The sequence below is a fragment of the Pseudomonas sp. SST3 genome (genome assembly GCF_003325755.1).
In genome coordinates this window covers 1-18,931 of sequence record NZ_QORI02000015.1, presented here as the reverse complement: position 1 = coordinate 18,931, position 18,931 = coordinate 1, and the positions used below count along the sequence as shown (strand labels likewise).

The 18,931-nt window shown below is 62.0% G+C and carries 19 protein-coding genes; 10 read left to right on the top strand and 9 right to left on the bottom strand.

Going from position 1 to position 18,931, the window contains the following annotated elements; translation table 11 throughout:
- Positions 1-23: 23 nt before the first annotated feature.
- From DQ405_RS15815 to mpl, 7 genes are all read right to left on the bottom strand, one after another.
- Positions 24-1,028: a substrate-binding domain-containing protein gene (locus DQ405_RS15815; RefSeq protein WP_168425107.1), complete on the bottom strand. Its 1,005-nt coding sequence runs from the start codon at positions 1,026-1,028 to the stop codon at positions 24-26.
- 134 nt (positions 1,029-1,162) lie between these two features.
- Positions 1,163-1,981, bottom strand: a complete 819-nt coding sequence (locus DQ405_RS15810) for an SDR family oxidoreductase (protein WP_168425106.1) — start codon at positions 1,979-1,981, stop codon at positions 1,163-1,165.
- A 51-nt stretch (positions 1,982-2,032) separates the two neighbouring features.
- On the bottom strand, positions 2,033-2,911 hold the full coding sequence (locus tag DQ405_RS15805) for an SMP-30/gluconolactonase/LRE family protein (protein ID WP_168425105.1): 879 nt from the start codon (positions 2,909-2,911) through the stop codon (positions 2,033-2,035).
- A gap of 24 nt (positions 2,912-2,935) precedes the next feature.
- Positions 2,936-3,661 (bottom strand): FadR/GntR family transcriptional regulator, encoded by a 726-nt coding sequence (locus DQ405_RS15800; RefSeq protein WP_045160726.1) that lies wholly within the window; start codon positions 3,659-3,661, stop codon positions 2,936-2,938.
- A gap of 477 nt (positions 3,662-4,138) precedes the next feature.
- Positions 4,139-4,438 carry a YceK/YidQ family lipoprotein gene (locus tag DQ405_RS15795; protein WP_168425104.1) on the bottom strand — a complete coding sequence of 100 codons (300 nt, stop codon included), beginning with the start codon at positions 4,436-4,438 and terminating at the stop codon, positions 4,139-4,141.
- Positions 4,439-4,511: 73 nt separating this feature from the next.
- Positions 4,512-5,141 (bottom strand): flavin prenyltransferase UbiX, encoded by a 630-nt coding sequence (ubiX, locus tag DQ405_RS15790; RefSeq protein ID WP_168425103.1) that lies wholly within the window; start codon positions 5,139-5,141, stop codon positions 4,512-4,514.
- 300 nt (positions 5,142-5,441) lie between these two features.
- Positions 5,442-6,791, bottom strand: coding sequence for a UDP-N-acetylmuramate:L-alanyl-gamma-D-glutamyl-meso-diaminopimelate ligase (gene mpl / locus DQ405_RS15785; protein ID WP_168425102.1), 1,350 nt, complete (start codon positions 6,789-6,791; stop codon positions 5,442-5,444).
- A 204-nt stretch (positions 6,792-6,995) separates the two neighbouring features.
- On the opposite strand from mpl, the gene exaC reads away from it, so the two are divergent.
- The 4 genes from exaC (at position 6,996) to eutC (ending at position 12,594) form a co-directional block, all read left to right on the top strand.
- Positions 6,996-8,516: an acetaldehyde dehydrogenase ExaC gene (gene exaC / locus DQ405_RS15780; protein ID WP_045160722.1), complete on the top strand. Its 1,521-nt coding sequence runs from the start codon at positions 6,996-6,998 to the stop codon at positions 8,514-8,516.
- A gap of 163 nt (positions 8,517-8,679) precedes the next feature.
- On the top strand, positions 8,680-10,128 hold the full coding sequence (gene eat / locus DQ405_RS15775) for an ethanolamine permease (RefSeq protein ID WP_168425101.1): 1,449 nt from the start codon (positions 8,680-8,682) through the stop codon (positions 10,126-10,128).
- A gap of 13 nt (positions 10,129-10,141) precedes the next feature.
- On the top strand, positions 10,142-11,536 hold the full coding sequence (locus DQ405_RS15770) for an ethanolamine ammonia-lyase subunit EutB (protein WP_168425100.1): 1,395 nt from the start codon (positions 10,142-10,144) through the stop codon (positions 11,534-11,536).
- A gap of 248 nt (positions 11,537-11,784) precedes the next feature.
- Positions 11,785-12,594, top strand: coding sequence for an ethanolamine ammonia-lyase subunit EutC (gene eutC, locus DQ405_RS15765; protein ID WP_168425099.1), 810 nt, complete (start codon positions 11,785-11,787; stop codon positions 12,592-12,594).
- Between the two features lie 101 nt (positions 12,595-12,695).
- On the opposite strand, the gene DQ405_RS15760 is transcribed toward eutC, so the two are convergent.
- Both DQ405_RS15760 and DQ405_RS15755 read right to left on the bottom strand, forming a co-directional pair.
- Positions 12,696-13,118, bottom strand: coding sequence for a RidA family protein (locus tag DQ405_RS15760; protein ID WP_168425098.1), 423 nt, complete (start codon positions 13,116-13,118; stop codon positions 12,696-12,698).
- Positions 13,119-13,136: 18 nt separating this feature from the next.
- On the bottom strand, positions 13,137-13,658 hold the full coding sequence (locus tag DQ405_RS15755) for a carboxymuconolactone decarboxylase family protein (protein WP_168425097.1): 522 nt from the start codon (positions 13,656-13,658) through the stop codon (positions 13,137-13,139).
- Positions 13,659-13,808: 150 nt separating this feature from the next.
- On the opposite strand from DQ405_RS15755, the gene sigJ reads away from it, so the two are divergent.
- The 6 genes from sigJ to DQ405_RS15725 all read left to right on the top strand — a co-directional run bounded on the left by sigJ (position 13,809) and on the right by DQ405_RS15725 (position 18,879).
- Entirely contained in the window at positions 13,809-14,699 is an 891-nt protein-coding gene (sigJ, locus tag DQ405_RS15750) for an RNA polymerase sigma factor SigJ (protein ID WP_168425096.1), read from the top strand.
- 60 nt (positions 14,700-14,759) lie between these two features.
- Complete coding sequence (locus DQ405_RS15745) at positions 14,760-15,572, top strand: M90 family metallopeptidase (RefSeq protein WP_168425095.1); 813 nt, start codon at positions 14,760-14,762, stop codon at positions 15,570-15,572.
- Between the two features lie 139 nt (positions 15,573-15,711).
- Positions 15,712-16,239 (top strand): inorganic diphosphatase, encoded by a 528-nt coding sequence (gene ppa, locus DQ405_RS15740; protein WP_045163730.1) that lies wholly within the window; start codon positions 15,712-15,714, stop codon positions 16,237-16,239.
- A gap of 205 nt (positions 16,240-16,444) precedes the next feature.
- Positions 16,445-17,734 (top strand): tyrosine-type recombinase/integrase, encoded by a 1,290-nt coding sequence (locus DQ405_RS15735; RefSeq protein ID WP_168425094.1) that lies wholly within the window; start codon positions 16,445-16,447, stop codon positions 17,732-17,734.
- A gap of 45 nt (positions 17,735-17,779) precedes the next feature.
- Positions 17,780-18,538, top strand: a complete 759-nt coding sequence (locus DQ405_RS15730; RefSeq protein WP_168425093.1) for a DUF6387 family protein — start codon at positions 17,780-17,782, stop codon at positions 18,536-18,538.
- A gap of 113 nt (positions 18,539-18,651) precedes the next feature.
- The gene (locus DQ405_RS15725; protein ID WP_168425092.1) at positions 18,652-18,879 is read left to right on the top strand and encodes a helix-turn-helix transcriptional regulator; all 228 of its coding nucleotides are present in this window, start codon (positions 18,652-18,654) and stop codon (positions 18,877-18,879) included.
- Positions 18,880-18,931: the final 52 nt, after the last annotated feature.

Below are 18,931 nucleotides of genomic sequence, written 5' to 3'. Positions count from 1 at the left end.
CAGGCCTCCCGCGAATGACCGGCTTATTTCCAGAGGCCGATCTTTTCCAACTCTTCCTGGAAGTTCTCGCGGGTAATCAGGGTGACTTCGTCCATCGCGGTGTACTTGGGTGGCTCTTTGCCGGTGGTGACCCACTCGTACATCATCCGCGCCGTCTCGTAGCCCTCGATATGCGGGCTGGGCAGCATCGAGCCGTAGAAGCCGCTGTTGTCCTTCTTCAGCTCGCCGATGGCATCGGTGCCATTGATGCCGATACCGATCACGTTCTCCGCGCTGAAGCCGGCGCTCTCGGTGGCGCGCACACCACCCAGCACTGTGTTGTCGTTCATGCCGCCGATGATCAGGTTCTTCGCGCCGCGCGGCAGCTTTACCAACGCCGAGGTGGTGGCGTTCATGCTGCCCGGCACGTCGAGGGTTTTCTGCGGGGTATAGAGGATGTGGTCTTCTGGAAAGCCGGCCTTCTTCAGCGCATCCACCGAGCCGTCGGTGCGCTTCTTGCCGGTGTCCAGCTCGTTATAGGTGTTGATCACCGCGTAGGTATCGTTCCAGTCCCAGCCGCGCTTCTTGGCTTCCTCGGCCATGGCTGCGCCCTGCTTCTGACCGACCTCGAAGGCGGCCATGCCGAGATAGGGCACCTCCTCCATGAACTCGCCCTTGGCATCGACGAAACGATCATCGACCGCCATGACCTTCAGGTCGTTGAACTTGGACTTGGCGACGATGGCCGGGCCGAGCGCGACGTCGGGCGGGCAGATGACGAAGCCCTTAGCGCCATTGGCCGCCAGGCTGTCGATGGCGGCGAGGGTCTTCTCGCCGTCCGGTACGGCGATCTTCAGCAGGGTAAAACCGTGCTCTTTGGCAGCCTTCTCCGCGAACGCCCATTCGGTCTGGAACCAGGGCTCTTCGGGTTGCTTGACCAGAAAACCGATCTTGACTTCTTCTTGGGCCAGGGTCGCAGCGGCGAAACTCATCGCACCGACCGTTAACGCCGCACAGCAAAGCGAACGGATTCCGAAAGAACGGAACATAGCTACCTCCATTATTTTTATTGAATAGCTTTTATTGACTGGTCAGATCGCCATCACCTGATCCAGCACCACCGAATGCTCTCTGGCGGTTTCCCGCAAGGCCGCAGCCTCTTGAAGCGAATCCCTGTAGCGGGTCAATCGTGGTAGAGCACCGAACGCCCACCATCAATGGTGATGCAGGACGCGTTAATGAACGGCGCCTCATCGGTCGCCAGAAACAATGCGGTCATCGCTACCTCGATCGGCTGACCGATGCGCCGCGGCGGATGCATGTCGAAGGCGCGCTGGCGCTCGGCGTGGGGGTCGGCGAAATCGTTCCAGTAATCGACGTTGAGCTGCGTCTCGATGTAGCCCGGCGCGATGGCGTTGACGCGGATGCCCTTGGGCGCATATTCGATGCCCAGTGCGCGAGTCAGCCCGAGCAGGCCGTGCTTGGCGACGGGGTATGGAAAGCAGCCGGGAATGATGTTGGTCGAGTGAACCGAGGCGATATTGATGATGTTGCCGACGCCGCGTTGCACCATATGCGGCAGCACTGCCTTGCAGCCGAACCAGACGCCGTCCAGATCAATGGCGAAACAACGCCGCCAGTCCTCTTCGGTCATTTCCAGCGGGTCGCGGAACACGTTGACCCCGGCGCAGTTAACCAGCACATCGACCTGGCCGTAGTGCTCCATCGCCAGGGCAATCAGAGCCTCGAGCTCGGCGGGTCGGGTGACGTCGGTTTTCTGTGCACGCACTTCACCGCCCCGCTCGCGCCAGCCAGCAGCCACTCGCTCGGCCTTCTCGCCCTGGATGTCCCCAATAACGACTTTGGCTTGCTGCGCCTGGAAGCAGGCGACGATGGCCTCGCCGATGCCCTGAGCGCCGCCGGTGACGACCACGACCTTGCCTTTCAGGCGTTCGCCGCGTTGGGGTTCGGGTGTCGGTGGCAGTGAAAGCGGTGAAGCCATGTGAACAACTCCTAAGCAGTTAAGTGGCCGCGGTGCGGCCGGATAAACAGATCAACCGGCGAAACGTGTACAAGGCGTGCCGGTGATACCGACATCAGCCATCAGCACGGCGCCGTCCAGTTCAGTCGGCGCCTCGCCCGTCCTGGCGGAGGTGACATACAAATGGGTCAGGTCGGCCCCGCCGAATACGCAGCTGGTGGGGTGACTGACGGGCAGTTCGACGATGCGATCCAGGCAGCCATCCGGTGCGAAACGCAGCAGGCAGCTACCGCCCCAGCGGGCGTTCCAGACGTAGCCCTGGGCATCTAGGGCGGAGCCGTCAGGCACGCCACGCGGATGCGGGCCGGCCCAGGTGTCTCGATCGATCAGCTGCCCGTCGTCAGCGACGCGGTGGCTGTACAGCGATTCGTCCAGCGTGTCGCCGCAGATGACGCGATCACCCGCCTCGTTCCACAGCAGCGTATTGACGATGCCCAGATCGCTGAGCAGCTGCGTGACCGAACCATCCGGATCGACTCGAAACAGACCACCGGAACGCCGGGTGATAGGCAGGTCGCCGCCATCCTCATCGATGTTGTTCTGCATGGTGCCGAGCCAGAGCCGCCCCTGGGCATCGCAGCGCGCCTCGTTGGCGCGGTTGCCGGGCGTACCGTCGGCGATGCAGAAGCGCTTGAGCGCAGACGCGTCGTCAGCGGCGTGGAGGTCGAGGCGGTAGACGCCGCTGGCCAGGGTTACCAGCGCGTCGCCACGCCGGCAGGGAATGAACGCCGAGACCGGCTCGGCCAGCTGCCACTGACGGTAGCCGTCCGTGCCCAGCCGGCAGGCCCGTCGGCCGACTATATCGACCCAGTAGAGCGTCTGCTGCCGGCCATCCCAGAAAGGGCCTTCGGCCAGCAGATAACGTTGTTGCGAGATGGGCAGCCATTGCATGGTCGCACTCCGCTTTCATTGTTTTTATGGCGCAGTCTGCTCGCCGCGTAATACGACCAGCTCGGGGTAATGACGTGAAATGGTCAGGGCCGCACGCTCGATCAGCGTCATGCACGCCCAGACCCCGCGCGCGCCATCGCGGCTGGCGATGGCGTCGGCAATTTCCTTGTGCAGCGGCAGGGTCAGGCCGAGTTCGTCAGGCACCGTCGATGACACTTCGAAGGACACCGCCAGCAAGGCGCCCAGCGCGGGCACCATGCGTTCGATGAATTGGTTGTGGCTGGCAGCAAGCACCGCCTCGTGGAAGAGCTTGTCGGCGCGGTTGTAGTCGTCCTTGTCGCCCAGGGACGCGGCAAGCGCCTGATAGGCAGCCTGGATTTCAGCAATCTGCTTCGGCGTCGCGCGTTCACATGCCCAGCGCACGGCGGTCGGTTCGATGGTTCGGCGCAGATCGATCAGGTCCATCACGAAACTTTCCGGCAGGCCGTTCTCAGCCAACCAACCTACGACCTGGACGTCGAACAGATTCCAAGAACGCACCGGCGTCACTCGTGTGCCCACCTTCGGCCCGACGTCGAGCATGCCCTTGGCCACCAGCGTCTTGATCGCTTCGCGGATCACGGTGCGGCTGACGCCCAGCTCTTCGCAGAGACCGGCTTCGACCTTGAGCGTCTCGCCAGGTTGAACCTTGCCCGAGGCGATCCAGGAACCCAGCCATTCCACCGTTGCGCTGTGATAGTTGTTCGACATGCGAGCCTCTGTGCGACTGCCCTTGAGTCTACCGAACCCTATCATCATATGATTGACTGTCAAATGCAGTTGGCAACTCTCACATCGAAATCGCCCGAACGATTGAGCGGGCAAGCGGCCGGCGCCACGCCACGGAGTCAACCTGACGAATCGAATACAGCTTTCAGGGGCAGGGGCGGTTACAGGAAAAGCACCATGTCGTGCCGAACGGCGGTTGTTGATTCCGCCAACCGCCTGGTGACCCAGCAGGCCAGCCTTCTGATCATATGAATAGAGAATGTCGGGCGTTTGCGCGCCACGCTCGGGATTCGCGATCAGGCAAAGCCTCATCGTCTTTCCTCGCTTTTATTGTTCTGGGTGCCGGCCACTCTAAGAAGCACCGCGAGCGCTGCCTAGTGACAGCTGCTGATCGCGCGATAACCAATACTTATCGGCAAACGAGCCTCGTCACGAAGGCAAGCGCATCGAACCGAGGGGTTAGAGACCGCCTTGTACGTTGATCCCCAGCCCAAGCACGGCCGCGAGCGAGAGCGGCAGTAGCAGGGTGTCCAACAAAACGCTGGCAGGCAGGTCGAGGGCCGCATATTTCGGCGCTTTGGCCCCGAAGCGGTCCAGCGGGCAGCAACCGCCGTTGAGGCTGTACCAGTCCAGCCGAGTGCCGGAATAGACGATGGGCGCGCCGGGCTTGGCGGCGTCGAGGGTGCGCACCGTGGCGCAACCGGAGAGCAGCAGGACGAAAAGTAACGTCGATCCGCATCGCACGGTTGCTCGCTTCATCGCCGCTCTCTCTTGTCGTCGCTTCAGGTTGGATGATCGGATCGCGACGCGCACGCAAGCCCACGCCATGGTGTCAGTCGTCGGTGACGATATGGTGCTCTCCCCAGCGCGGCAGCATGTCCTGTGGAATGTTGAGCAGGTTGAGAATCCGCGCCACGACGAAGTCGATGAGGTCATCGATGGTCTGCGGTTGATGATAGAAGCCCGGCGACGCCGGCAGGATGGTCACGCCGAGATTGGACAGCTTGAGCATGTTCTCCAGATGAATGCTCGAGTAAGGCGCTTCACGCGGGACCAGGATCAACTGGCGGCGCTCCTTGAGGACGACATCGGCGGCGCGCTCGATCAGGTTGTTGCACGCACCGGTGGCGATGGCCGACAGGGTACCCGTCGAGCATGGCAGCACCACCATCGCGGTCGGCGCGCCAGAGCCCGAGGCGGGGGGCGCCATCCAGTCTTCCTTGGCAAACACCCGAATCTGCCCGGCCGCGGCGCCGGTGTACTCCGACAGAAACGCCTGCATGGCCTGCGGCTTGGCCGGCAGCACAACATCGGTCTCAGTGGCCATCACCAGCTGCGCGGCCTTGGAGATCAGGAAGTGCACCTCGCGGTCTTCCTGAATCAGGCAGTCGAGCAGGCGCAGGCCGTACTGCGCGCCGGAGGCGCCGGTCATGGCCAAAGTGATGCGTTCCGGTCCGCTCATGAATTTGCTCCCAAAGCTGCTGCGCTTGCTAATGCTGCGTTGAAACCTTACTCGAAATGCTCACTTGCACCAGCAAGCTCCGCTTTCTCGCAAGGTTTCGCCTTGCCTAAGCTTCGCTCGCGACGCTTCGAAAACAAATTCGCCGTATTCCTAAACTCGCGGGTGGAAAATCGCGAAGCGTTTTCCACCGTTACCCGATGCTGGCGCTTTCACCGTCGCAACCTTACGCGTGGAAATGCCTTCGGCGATTTCCACCCTACGTAGGGTGGAAAACCGCGAAGCGTTTTCCACCTTGAGCGATCAGCTCAAAGCGGCGGCCAGCTTGACGTGCAACCCACCAAAACCGCCATTGCTCATCACCACCACCTGCGTACCCGGTTTGGCGTCGGCTTTCACCTTGGCGATGATCGCGTCCAGCGAATCGCAGACGGTCGTCTCGACCGGCGAGCCGGCCACGGTAGCGGCCAGATCCCAGCCGAGGTTCGGCGGCGCGTACCAGATCGCCCGATCGGCCAATACCACCGAATCGGCCAGGCCTTCGCGGTGAGCACCAAGCTTCATGGAGTTGGAACGCGGCTCGATCACGGCAATGATCGGCGTATCGCCCACCCGCTTGCGCAGGCCATCGAGGGTCGTGGCGATAGCGGTCGGGTGATGGGCGAAGTCATCGTAGATGGTGACGCCATTGACCTCGGCGACCTTTTCCATGCGCCGCTTGACGCTCAAGAACTCGCTCAGCGCCTCGGCGCCCTGCTTGGGCAATACGCCGACATGCCGGGCTGCTGCAAGTGTGGCCAAGGCATTGTTGACGTTGTGCTGGCCGGTCAGCTCCCAGTCCACCACGCCCTGCACGGCACCGTCGAAGATGACCTCGAAACGCGAGCCGTCGGCGCTGAGCAGCTTGGCCTGCCATTGCCCACCTTCGCCGGTTGTCTGCACTGGCGTCCAGCACCCCATGCCGACCACCCGTTTGAGCGCTGCTTCTGACTCGGGATGAATGACCAGCCCTTCGCTCGGCACGGTTCGCACCAGATGGTGGAACTGCCTTTCGATCGCGGCGAGGTCCGGGAAAATATCGGCGTGGTCGAATTCCAGATTGTTGAGGATCGCCGTGCGCGGACGGTAATGGACGAACTTGCTGCGCTTGTCGAAGAAGGCACTGTCGTATTCATCCGCCTCGACCACGAAGAACGGGGTGCCGCCCAGCCGCGCCGAGATACCGAAGTTCTGCGGCACACCGCCGATGAGAAAGCCCGGGCTCATGCCGGCATGCTCCAGCACCCAGGCGAGCATGCTGCTGGTGGTGGTCTTGCCATGGGTGCCGGCAGCGGCCAATACCCAACGCCCCTGCAACACGTGATCGGCCAACCACTGCGGACCGGACACGTAGGGCAGCCCTTTGTTCAGCACGTACTCCACCGCTGGGTTGCCACGCGACAACGCATTGCCGATTACTACCAGATCCGGTGCCGGTTCGAGCTGACTGGGCTCGTAGCCTTGGGTCAGCTCGATACCCTGGGCTTCCAGCTGGGTGCTCATCGGGGGATAGACGTTGGCGTCGGAGCCAGTGACGCGGTGGCCCAGTTCCTTGGCCAGCACCGCCAGCGAGCCCATGAAGGTGCCGCAGATGCCGAGAATGTGGATATGCATGAATGACCTCTGAAAAACGCCGCGCCGAACAATCGGATCAGGCGGCACAGCCGCGCCCGTCGGCGCCAAAAACTGCGGCGCAGATTAGCACAGCACCGGCCCGCCAGCGGCCGCACCGCACGTCGCCTCGCCAACCGACGAACGGGCTTTGTTCTACGCTGAATTACAGTAGTCCCACACAATTACAAGTCCCGGAGACTCACCATGCGTTACGCCCATCCCGGCAGCGAAGGCGCTGTCGTTTCCTTCAAGTCCCGCTACGGCAACTTCATCGGCGGCGAGTTCGTCGAGCCGGTCAACGGCCAGTATTTCACCAACCTGTCCCCGGTCAACGGTCAACCCATCGCCGAATTCCCCCGTTCCGACGCGGCGGATATCGAAAAGGCCCTGGACGCCGCCCATGCCGCTGCCGATGCCTGGGGCAAAACCAGCGCGCAGGCGCGCTCGCTGGTCCTGCTGCAGATTGCCGATCGCATCGAGCAGAACCTCGAGATGCTCGCCATCACCGAAACCTGGGACAACGGCAAAGCCGTGCGCGAGACGTTGAACGCTGACATTCCGCTGGCCGCCGACCACTTCCGTTACTTCGCCGGGTGCATCCGCGCCCAGGAAGGCACCAGCGCCGAGATCGATGAAAACACCGCGTCCTATCATTTCCACGAGCCACTGGGCGTAGTCGGACAAATCATCCCGTGGAATTTCCCAATCCTGATGGCCGCCTGGAAGCTTGCGCCGGCTCTGGCGGCGGGCAATTGCGTGGTGCTGAAACCCGCTGAGCAGACGCCGCTGGGGATCGCCGTTTTGATGGAGGTGATCGGTGACCTGCTACCGCCGGGCGTGCTCAACGTCGTGCAAGGCTACGGCCGTGAAGCCGGCGAGGCCTTGGCCAGCAGCAAGCGCATCGCCAAGATCGCTTTCACCGGCTCGACCCCGGTGGGCTCGCACATCATGAAGCGCGCCGCCGAGAGCATCATCCCGAGCACCGTCGAGCTGGGTGGCAAAAGCCCGAACATCTACTTCGAAGACATCATGCAGGCCGAGCCGACCTTTATCGAGAAGGCCGCCGAAGGCCTGGTGCTGGGCTTCTTCAACCAGGGCGAAGTCTGCACCTGTCCGTCGCGGGCGCTGGTGCAGGAGTCGATCTACGGGCCGTTCATGGAAGCGGTGATGAAGAAGGTTTCGCAGATCAAGCGCGGCGATCCGCTGGACACCGACACCATGGTCGGCGCACAGGCCAGCCAGCAGCAATTCGACAAGATCATGTCCTACCTGGAAATCGCCAAGCAGGAAGGCGCCGAAGTACTCACTGGCGGCGGTGTGGAGAAACTCGAAGGCTCACTCGCCACCGGCTATTACATCCAGCCGACGCTGCTCAAGGGCACGAACAAGATGCGTGTGTTCCAAGAGGAAATTTTCGGCCCGGTCATCGGTGTCACCACCTTCAAAGACGAAGCCGAAGCACTCGCAATCGCCAACGACACCGAGTACGGCCTCGGAGCGGGCGTCTGGACCCGCGACATCAACCGCGCCTACCGCATGGGCCGGGCGATCAAGGCTGGCCGTGTCTGGACCAACTGCTACCACCTCTACCCCGCGCATGCGGCGTTCGGTGGCTACAAGAAGTCCGGCGTCGGTCGCGAGACGCACAAGATGATTCTCGACAGCTATCAACAGACCAAGAACCTGCTGATCAGCTACGACATCAATCCTCTCGGGTTCTTCTAGCCCGCTCGCTGAAACGCTCCACCAAGGTGCCAGCCCGACGCCATGCGCGCCGGGCTGGTGCGGCGGTGCCTGCAATAAGGCGCAGCAGAGCGTGAGAAAACACCAGGCACAGCGCTTGCTTTAACGATCCTGCCGTACCCGAACCCATCAAAGGATGATTCCCATGGCTCTCGAACACAGCAGTGCGACACCTCCAAATCACGCCATCGATTTCGAAACAGTTGGCAGCACCTATTTCAAGGAACGCGAACTGAAGAAAGGCGCCGCCGGTTGGGTGCTGCTGGTAGGCCTGGGCGTTGCCTACGTGATATCCGGCGACTACGCCGGCTGGAACTTCGGCCTGGCTCAGGGCGGCTGGGGCGGGTTGTTCATCGCCACACTGCTGATGGCGACCATGTACCTGTGCATGTGTTTTTCGCTGGCCGAGCTGTCCTCGATGATTCCCACCGCAGGCGGGGGTTACGGCTTCGCCCGTAGCGCGTTCGGCCCCCTGGGCGGTTTTCTCACCGGCACGGCGATCCTTATCGAATATGCCATCGCGCCGGCGGCCATCGCGGTATTTATCGGCGCCTACTGCGAGTCGCTGTTCGGCATCGGCGGCTGGGCGATTTACCTGGCCTTCTACATCATCTTTATCGGCATTCACATCTTCGGTGTCGGCGAGGCGCTGAAGCTGATGTTCATCATCACCGCGGTCGCCGCGCTGGCCCTGGGCGTGTTCATCGTCGCGATGGTGCCGCATTTCTCTGTGGACAAGCTGCTCGACATCGCACCGACCACCGCCGCAGGCGCCAGCAGCTTTCTGCCCTACGGCTATGTCGGCATCTGGGCGGCGATTCCCTACGCGATCTGGTTCTTCCTTGCGGTCGAAGGCGTGCCGCTGGCTGCCGAAGAAACCAAGAATCCACAGCGTGATATGCCGCGCGGGCTGATCGGCGCCATGCTGATTCTGGTGGCCTTTGCCGGGCTGATCCTGCTGGTCGGCCCCGGTGGTGCGGGTTCCAGCACACTGGTCGAGTCCGGCAACCCGCTGGTCGAAGCGCTTACCATCGCCTATGGCTCGTCCACCTGGATGAGCGGCTTCGTCAATCTGGTCGGGTTGGCCGGGCTGATCGCCAGCTTCTTCTCGATCATCTACGCCTACTCGCGGCAGATCTTCGCGCTGTCGCGGGCCGGCTACCTGCCGCGCAAACTGTCGCTGACCAACAAGAACAAGGCGCCGGTCATGGCGCTGGTTATTCCGGGCATCATCGGCTTCCTGCTCTCACTGACCGGCCAGGGCGACCTGCTGATTCTCGTCGCGGTGTTCGGTGCGACCATCTCCTACGTGCTGATGATGGCCTCGCATATCGTCCTGCGCCTGCGCCGGCCGGACATGCACCGTCCGTACAAGACGCCCGGCGGCGTGCTGACTTCCGGGGTGGCGCTGGTGTTGGCCTGCATCGCAGTGGTGGCCGGTTTCCTGGTCGATCCTCGGGTGGTGATCGCCGCCGTGGTGATCTACGGAATATTCATCGCCTACTTCGCCTTCTACAGCCGGCATCACCTGGTGGCCGGCACGCCGGAAGAGGAATTCGCGGCGATCGAGAACGCCGAGGCATCGCTGAACTGATTGGAGACCTGTCATGGCGGGATACACCCACAGCGTAGGCGGCACCAATTGGCGCTTCGACAGCCTGCGCGAGGTCATGGCCAAGGCCAGCCCGGCGCGCTCCGGCGACTTCCTCGCCGAAGTCGCGGCGGGCAGCGACGCCGAGCGCGTCGCCGCACAGATGTGCCTGGCGCAGATCCCGCTCAAGCGCTTCCTCGACGAAGCGCTGATCCCTTACGAAACCGATGAAGTCACCCGCCTGATCATCGACAGCCACGACGCAGCAGCCTTCGCCCCGGTCAGTCACCTGACCGTCGGTGATTTCCGCAACTGGCTGCTGGGTGACGACGCCGATGAAGCCTCGCTGAAAGCCTTATCGCCGGGACTGACGCCGGAGATGGTCGCCGCGGTATCGAAGATCATGCGCGTGCAGGACCTGATCCTGGTGGCGCAGAAAGTCCGCGTGGTCAGCCGATTCCGCAACACCATCGGCCTGCGCGGGCGCATGTCCACCCGCCTGCAGCCCAACCACCCGACCGACGAGGCCGCCGGCATCGCCGCGAGCATCGTCGACGGCCTGCTCTACGGCAACGGCGACGCGGTGATCGGCATCAACCCGGCCACCGACAGCACCAGCGGCATCTGCGAACTGTTGAAGATGCTCGACGCCATCATCCAGCGCTACGAAATCCCGACTCAGGGCTGCATCCTCACCCACGTCACCACCTCCATCGAAGCGATCAACCGCGGTGCGCCGCTGGATCTGGTATTCCAGTCCATCGCCGGCACCGAGGCGGCCAATAGCAGTTTCGGCATCAACCTCGCCGTGCTGCAGGAGGGCTACGAGGCCGGCCTGTCGCAGAAGCGCGGCACGGTCGGCGATAACCTGATGTACTTCGAAACCGGCCAGGGCAGCGCCTTGTCGGCCAGTGCGCACCATGGCGTCGACCAGCAAACGTGCGAGGCGCGCGCCTATGCCGTGGCGCGCAAGTTCAAGCCGCTGCTGGTCAATACCGTGGTCGGTTTCATCGGCCCGGAATACCTCTACAACGGCAAGCAGATCATCCGCGCCGGGCTGGAAGATCACTTCTGCGCCAAGCTGCTCGGCGTGCCCATGGGCTGCGACATTTGCTACACCAACCACGCCGAAGCCGATCAGGACGATATGGACGTGCTGCTGACCCTGCTCGGCACTGCCGGCATCAACTTCATCATGGGCATCCCCGGCTCGGACGACGTGATGCTCAACTACCAGACCACCTCCTTTCACGATGCCCTCTACCTGCGCCAGAGCCTAGGGCTCAGGCCGGCGCCAGAATTCGAAGAATGGCTGGCGAAAATGGACATCCTGCGCCAGGACGGCGGCCGCCTGCAGATGGGCGACCAATTACCACCAGCGTTTCGACAGGCGCTGGAGCGGATGGTATGACGATGTTGAGGCACTGCGCCTCCCGCAGGAACGAGGGGGACGCCCAGTCCTTGCTCGCGAACCTGACCGGCACAGTCGTTTCGAACCGATTCGCCAGCAAGCTGGCTCCTACGAAAAGCGTCACCGCACACATACGCCATGCCCATTTTTGTAGGAGCCAGCTTGTTGGCGATCAAGGCCATGAGCGAGCCCGATGGGTAGAGCGATACGTGATCACCGTCCGCCGAATACATTAACGGAGCAACAGAATGAGCACGCGCCCGCCCACCGCAATCACCAACCCCTGGAGCCACCTGCGTCAGCTCACCCCGGCCCGCATCGCCCTGGGCCGCGCGGGCGCCAGCCTGCCGACCGACGCCCAGCTGGATTTTCAGTTCGCCCATGCCCAGGCACGCGATGCCGTGCATCTTTCCCTCGATACTGATGACCTCGCCGAGCAACTGGAGCATCGCGGCCACCGTGTATTGCGGCTGCATAGCGCAGCAGCGGACCGGAATACCTATCTGCAACGCCCCGACCTCGGACGGCGATTGAGCGACGACTCGACCGAGCGGGTGAACGATCACGCGCAGCAACACGCGGCGGGCTACGACCTGGCCATCGTCATCGCCGATGGCCTGTCGGCGCTGGCGGTGCAGCGTCACGCCCTGCCCTTGCTCCAGCGCATCGAGGAGCAGATCGAAAAGGACGGCTGGAGCCTCGCGCCGATCTGCCTGGTACAACAAAGCCGCGTCGCGCTCGGTGACGAGGTCGGCGAGCGGCTCAAGGCGAAAATGGTGGTGATGCTCGTGGGCGAACGCCCCGGCCTCAGCTCGCCGGACAGCCTCGGCCTGTACTTCACCTTCGCGCCGAAAGTCGGCCGCACCGATGCCGACCGCAACTGCATTTCCAACATCCGCCTGGAAGGCCTGAGCTACAACCTCGCCGCCCACAGGCTGATCCATCTGATGCGCGAAGCCTGCCGCCGCCAGCTCTCGGGCGTGACGCTCAAGGACGAAGCGGACGTGCTCAGCTTGGATGAAGGCACGCCGAAAGCGGGCAACTTCCTGCTCGGTTAAGCCAAACGCATTCGCCGAAGCTGCGGCTGCACGTGGGGCGAGGCGGCAAAGCTGTCTCACCCACAACAGCGTCGGACCAGTGACGCCCCCAAGTCAACGGATCAGGCTTCCGTCAACGCCACCACCGCATCGATTTCGAACAGCATCCCGTCCAGTGCCAGCCGCGGCACCGGAATCAGCGTACAGGTCGGTTTCAGCTGCTCGCCAAACAGCCGCGCCAACTCCTCGCCGAGGATGCCCAGGCGCTGCTCACTGTGATCGACGATCAGTACCGTCAGCTTGACCACCTGCGACGGTCGCCCTCCGGCGGCCTCGATGGCGATCGAAAGATTGTCCATGGCTTGCCGCACCTGCTGCTGGAAATCGCTCGGCAGCCGACCGTCCGCCGTTTCGCCGCCCTGGCCAGCGATGAACGCCAACCGCGTACCAGCCGGCACGATGCCGACATGCGAATAGCCATTCGGTGCCGGGTCGTACAGGCCGGGCGGATTGAGCAACGTCAGGGTATTTCGGGGTTCGCTCATGTTCGTCTCCATACAGGTTCAGGTACGTGGCGCCGGCCGTAGATCCTCGAAGCGTTGCAACGCCTGAGTGAAGCGAGGCTGCAGATCGCCGGTGCGATAGTCGTCGGGCTCGCGACCGAAGGCCACATTGAGGCGGTTCCATCCGTTGATCGCAATGATGGCAAAGGTCAGCTGGGTAATGGCGCGTGGCGAATAGTGCTCGGCCAGGTCGCGATAGCAGCGATCCAGCGAGGCGCCATCAGGCAGTTCGGTCACCGCCTCGGTCCAGGCCAGAGCCGCTCGCTCGGCAGGGCTGTAGACGGCCGTCTCGCGCCAGGCGGGCAGCAGATAGATGCGCGGCAGCGGCGTATCCATCCCCAGCAGGTCCTTGGTGTGCATGTCGAGACAATAGGCGCAGCCGTTGAGCTGCGAGGCGCGCAGATCGATGAGCATGCGCAGCTGCGGATCGATGTCGCTCTCATGCACATAGGCGCTGACGGCAGTCAGTGCCTGCATCGGCAACGCATCGACATGTTTCAGAAAATCCAGTCGTGTGGTCATGGCAAGATCGCTCCATAGGCAGTGTCGAAAATGACACTGCCAGGACGCATGCCTTTGTCGATGTGTGACAGCCCAGCCTCCAGCGGAGGCGCTGTCACAATCGACCGGGCTCATTCGTTCATGCTGGAGAGGAATGCCTGCGGAGCGAACGTGAACGACAAGATCGATTTCTATCAGGGGCTGCGGCCGAAGCTCTTCGGCCTCGCCTATCGGCTACTGGGCAGCCGCGTGGACGCCGAAGATCTGCTGCAGGATGCCTGGTTCAAGTGGAGCGAGGCCGACTGCACCTCGATCCGCGACGCCGAAGCCTGGCTGGTTACAGTGGTGACGCGCCTGGGCATCGATCAGTTGCGCCAGCGCCGTGCTCGTCAGGAGGACTATTACGGTCCGTGGCTGCCGGAACCGCTGCTGGGGTTTACCGGCAACCAAGCCGAGCAGGCCATCGATCTGCGAGCCGACCTGTCCATGGCGTTCATGGTCGCGCTGGAACGCCTGGCCGCCGAGGAACGCGCAGCGCTGCTGCTGCGCGAGGTGTTCGATTGCAGCTATGACGAGATCGCACAAGTGCTGGGCAAACAAGCGGCCGCCAGCCGGCAGATCGTCAGCCGTGCGCGCAAACGGATACGTGAAACTCAGCCGCGCTTCACGGTGGATCCGCAGGCACATCGACGGCTGGTCGAGCGCTTCGCCGAGGCTTTGCTGGCGCCGGGCGGCGATGCCTTCGTCGACCTGCTGGCTGACGAGGTCAACTGGGTGGCGGACGGCGGCGGCCAGGCGGCCGCCGCCTCGAAAGTCGTGCACGGCGTGCGGGCCGCGCATCGACTGGCCATTGGCATCGCACGCCGCGCCGCCGGCCAGTGGCGTGCCAGCGTCGAATCGATCAACGGCGAACCCGGCGTGGTGATCCGCTGTGGCGAGCGCATTCACGCCGCCATGACGCTGGTCAGCGATGGCCAACGCGTCGTGACCATCTACTCGGTGGTCAACCCCGACAAACTGGGCCAACGATCGAACATTTCAGCGACGCCGCTGCCAGCCTGATCGCTTGCCGCAGACCCTCGCCCCGCTTAAGGTTTGGGTCCCCAGGCTGGAAGCTCTCCCATGTGGTCTTTTCGCGATTGGCACCGCAAGCGCATCCTCGCCCGCTTCGCCATCGAGCCCACCGTCTGGCAGCGCGTGCTCGACAGCCTGCCGATTCTCGACGGCCTGACTGCAGAGGAAACCGAGCGGCTCTACCAGCGCAGCATCCTGTTTCTGCATGCCAAGCGAATCACCGCCCTGGCTGGCGTCGAGCTGCAGACGGAAGACCGCCTACGACTGGCGGCCCAGGCTCAGCTGCCGCTGCTGCATCTCGCCGATCTGAACTGGTACCAGGGCTTCCATGAAATCGTCATCTATCCGGGCGACTTCCACAGCCCACAGAAACACCGCGATTCGGCCGGTGTCGTGCACGAGTGGGACGGCGAGCACAGCGGTGAAGCCTGGCTGCAGGGTCCGGTGATCCTGGCCTGGCCGGGCGTGCAGGAAAGCGGCGCCTGGGAAGGCTACAACCTGGTGATTCACGAACTCGCGCACAAGCTCGACATGCTCAACGGCGATGCCAACGGCCTGCCGCCGCTGCACCGCAACATGCGCATCGAGGACTGGGCGCACACGATGCAGAGCGCGTACGACTCGCTCAACGCCACACTGGACGCCGATCCCGACGCCGACACGGCAATCGATCCCTACGCCGCGGAGAACCCAGCCGAGTTCTTTGCCGTCACCAGCGAGTATCTCTTCAGTGCACCGGACGTCCTGCATGAGGCTTACCCCGAGGTCTACCGGCAGCTTGCAAGCTTCTATCGACAGGACCCGCTGATGCGCTTGCAGCAACTGCAGCAGAGCCATCCGCAGTACGCGGAACCTCACTGATTTCCGGCCGTCGAATGCGCGCATTGCCAGTCCAGTGAGCTTCGCCACCACTGGCATGGCAAAACGCCCGACAGTGCGCCTATAATCGCGCCCACTTTTTTCGCCCCAGGCCGCCTCGGCCGACCACGGAGCAATGTTCATGAGCTACAGCAAAGTCCCGGCCGGCAAAGACCTGCCAAACGACATCTATGTCGCCATCGAAATCCCGGCCAACCACGCGCCGATCAAATACGAAATCGATCACGACACCGACTGCCTGTTCGTTGACCGCTTCATGGCCACGCCGATGTTCTACCCGGCGAACTACGGCTTCATCCCGCACACCCTTGCCGATGACGGCGACCCGCTCGACGTACTGGTCGTGACCCCCTACCCGGTTGCCCCAGGCTCCGTCATCCGCTGCCGTCCGGTAGGCGTGCTGAACATGACCGACGAAGCCGGCGGCGACGCCAAGCTGATCGCCGTCCCGCACGACAAGCTGAGCCAGCTGTACGTGGATGTGAAGGAATACACCGACCTGCCGCCACTACTGATCGAGCAGATCAAGCACTTCTTCGAGAACTACAAGGATCTCGAGAAGGGCAAGTGGGTCAAGGTCGAAGGCTGGGAAGGCGCCGACGCCGCCCGTGCAGCAATCACCAAGGCTGTGGCGGCTTACCAAAAATAAGCCAATACCGCTAACGGAAAGCCGGCCACAAGCCGGCTTTTTTATTGTCTAGTGATTTCTGCCCACCTCCATCAGACCTAGACGCTATGCGGGCTACGGCCTAATATGCGTCCATCGACAGCCAGCCGCCTCTTGCCTCATCCGGGGGTGAAGTGGGGGAACAAGTGGGGGAATGATTGCCGCTCCCCCACCCATGGAGGGAAGCATGGGCAAGCTGAATTCGAAGCAGGTCGAGAACCTGAGCGAACCGGGCACGCATGAGGATGGCGAGGGCCTGCGCCTAGCCGTAAAACCATCCGGACGTAAGTCATGGGTACTTCGCTTTCAGATCGGGGGCAAGCGCCGGGAGATGGGCATCGGCAGCTATCCCAAGGTGAGCTTGAAGGAAGCGCGCCTTGTCGCTGCCGGGCATCGCAAGCAACTGGCAAACGGCATCGATCCGATGGCTGCCAGGGATGCCCAGCGAGAAGCCGAGCGAGAGTCACAGCGGGCAAAAGAAGCGCAGCGCGTGACCTTCCAATCGCTCGCCATTGACTACCACACCGCGCACAGCTCTACATGGTCAGCAAAGTGGCGCAAGGGCTGGCTACGCAAGCTCGAGCTATACGCCTTCCCGACCATTGGCAAGAAGTCCGCAGGCGATATCGAAACCGAGGACGTCTTGCGCGTCCTGCAACCTATCTGGGGTAGCAAGACCCGCACTGCTGATGAAGTGCGCGGACAAATCGAACAGATACTAGACGCTGCCAAGTCCCGCAGACTGCGCAAGGGCGACAATCCGGCTCGTTGGCGAGGGCACCTGGACAACTTGCTGAGCCGCGCGGAAAAGAAGCAAGCCCGCAAGCGCGAGCACTTCGCCGCGATGAAATGGCAGGACGTACCGGCACTAATGACAACGCTCGCCGCCCACGATTCAAACGCCGCCGTTGCCGCTCGCCTGATGATATTCACCGGGGCTCGAGCGCAGATGATCCGACTGGCTTCATGGGAGGAGTTCGACCTTAACGCCGGCGTTTGGTCGCTGCCTGCCGAACGTATGAAGATGCGCAAAGCATTTGATATCCCGCTAGCACGACCAGCTGTGGAAATGCTCAAGGAGCTGCAACCCATTGATGGCAGCCCTTTTCTTTTTCCGGGCCAAGGTAAGTCCGGTGCCATCCATGCGAATGCCATCCGCAACTTGCTACATAGCCTGGGACACGACGACGTTACTCGCCATGGTTTCCGATCTAGTTTCCGCGACTGGGCAAACGAGCGGACGCATTACCCGCGCGAGGTTTGTGAGCTAGCGCTAGCTCATGATGAACGCGACCAAACTGAGGCAGCCTACTCCCGCTCCGGCTTCCTGGAAAAGCGCCGGGCGCTAATGGACGAATGGGCGCAGTTCATTACCACGCTACCAGCGGCAAACCTAATCCATGGCGATTTAAACGCAGCTTATCGAGCACCGGCGGAGCCTAGGCCCGATGGGGCGCAGTTGGGTTTCAACCGCTAGATTGGCCAATGTGATTGAACGTGAAAGCTAAAAGGAGGCATAAAATTGGCAAAGGTAAGTCGTCTTGAAGATTTGCCAGACTGGTTCGACTTGCGAGAGTACGAGTCTTGCGTGTCTTTTAATGCTTTCGATTGGCTGATTGTTCTTAAAGATCGCGCGTCTATTCTCGAACTGATATCGAAAGGGGATAACGTTGACGCGAACGATTTAGCAGAGCGCGCCAGAAAAGACCCTACGGATTGTTTTCGCTTCGACTGGCAAACACCGGAAAGTCCAGTAAGACCATTGAGCTTCGGTGATATAGCCTTCAAAAGTGGGATAGCCGTGCTAGCGGGTTCGGCCTCCTCCAGCAAAGCCGAGCAATGGATTGGTACGTTAAACATGATAAGTACTGGCAATTGGCTGTCAGCCTCGTTAAACAAGGAAGCTATTGAGAACCGCAGCGATCATTCTCGCTCCCTTTCGGTCAATTTACTCGCCAACGACTCCGTGCTGATGGACGCCTTCAACGCATGGTTGAAAGATGCTCGATCACAGCAAGACGCCGTCAGCAAACGAGAATTACCTGCCTATAAGAGCTGGGCCAGCTACGGCCTTCTGCCATACCTTGATCTTTTTATCTGGATGGAGCTGACAGAAAACCGAATCTCATATCAGCTAATGTCCGAAGCGGTGGGCTATCGGAAAGGAGGCGACAGTTTTCGAAAAACAGTCCCAAAGCTGCGCATCGAAATAGCGCAGCACCTTGCCGAGCTTGAAGCACTTGCCTCGATCGAGGAGTGCGCGGAAAGACTCACCGCCTAAATCCCTCCGGAAAAATTAAGCAGTCAAATCTCGGCATGGTCGGCCACCGTTCCGATGTATTTAATCGGTAGCCAATTCCACTACGCGCCACCGAGCGCACAGGAGGTTTGGCTATGTCCGCCATCGCTACCACTCCCTTCAATCGCTTCACCCGCGCGGAGCACCGCATCTACCGCTTGCGGCAAGTCATGGACGCCACCGGCTTTGGCCGCGCTTGGATTTATGAGTTGATGAAGCGGGGAGATTTCCCAAGAGCGCGCAAAATCGGCACTCGCGCGGTGGGTTGGAGCAGCCTGGAAGTAGATGCCTGGGTAATAGCTCAGCTGAACAAGGAGGCCTAATGCGCAAGCCTGCCTCTACTAGCGACATTACTCGCATCCCAGCATTCCGGAT

Coding starts and splice junctions, on each gene's coding strand:
- DQ405_RS15815 (WP_168425107.1), bottom strand. CDS start 1,028: ATGTTCCGTTCTTTCGGAATCCGTTCGCTTTGCTGTGCGGCGTTAACG.
- DQ405_RS15810 (WP_168425106.1), bottom strand. CDS start 1,981: ATGGCTTCACCGCTTTCACTGCCACCGACACCCGAACCCCAACGCGGC.
- DQ405_RS15805 (WP_168425105.1), bottom strand. CDS start 2,911: ATGCAATGGCTGCCCATCTCGCAACAACGTTATCTGCTGGCCGAAGGC.
- DQ405_RS15800 (WP_045160726.1), bottom strand. CDS start 3,661: ATGTCGAACAACTATCACAGCGCAACGGTGGAATGGCTGGGTTCCTGG.
- DQ405_RS15795 (WP_168425104.1), bottom strand. CDS start 4,438: ATGAAGCGAGCAACCGTGCGATGCGGATCGACGTTACTTTTCGTCCTG.
- ubiX (WP_168425103.1), bottom strand. CDS start 5,141: ATGAGCGGACCGGAACGCATCACTTTGGCCATGACCGGCGCCTCCGGC.
- mpl (WP_168425102.1), bottom strand. CDS start 6,791: ATGCATATCCACATTCTCGGCATCTGCGGCACCTTCATGGGCTCGCTG.
- exaC (WP_045160722.1), top strand. CDS start 6,996: ATGCGTTACGCCCATCCCGGCAGCGAAGGCGCTGTCGTTTCCTTCAAG.
- eat (WP_168425101.1), top strand. CDS start 8,680: ATGGCTCTCGAACACAGCAGTGCGACACCTCCAAATCACGCCATCGAT.
- DQ405_RS15770 (WP_168425100.1), top strand. CDS start 10,142: ATGGCGGGATACACCCACAGCGTAGGCGGCACCAATTGGCGCTTCGAC.
- eutC (WP_168425099.1), top strand. CDS start 11,785: ATGAGCACGCGCCCGCCCACCGCAATCACCAACCCCTGGAGCCACCTG.
- DQ405_RS15760 (WP_168425098.1), bottom strand. CDS start 13,118: ATGAGCGAACCCCGAAATACCCTGACGTTGCTCAATCCGCCCGGCCTG.
- DQ405_RS15755 (WP_168425097.1), bottom strand. CDS start 13,658: ATGACCACACGACTGGATTTTCTGAAACATGTCGATGCGTTGCCGATG.
- DQ405_RS15745 (WP_168425095.1), top strand. CDS start 14,760: ATGTGGTCTTTTCGCGATTGGCACCGCAAGCGCATCCTCGCCCGCTTC.
- ppa (WP_045163730.1), top strand. CDS start 15,712: ATGAGCTACAGCAAAGTCCCGGCCGGCAAAGACCTGCCAAACGACATC.
- DQ405_RS15735 (WP_168425094.1), top strand. CDS start 16,445: ATGGGCAAGCTGAATTCGAAGCAGGTCGAGAACCTGAGCGAACCGGGC.
- DQ405_RS15725 (WP_168425092.1), top strand. CDS start 18,652: ATGTCCGCCATCGCTACCACTCCCTTCAATCGCTTCACCCGCGCGGAG.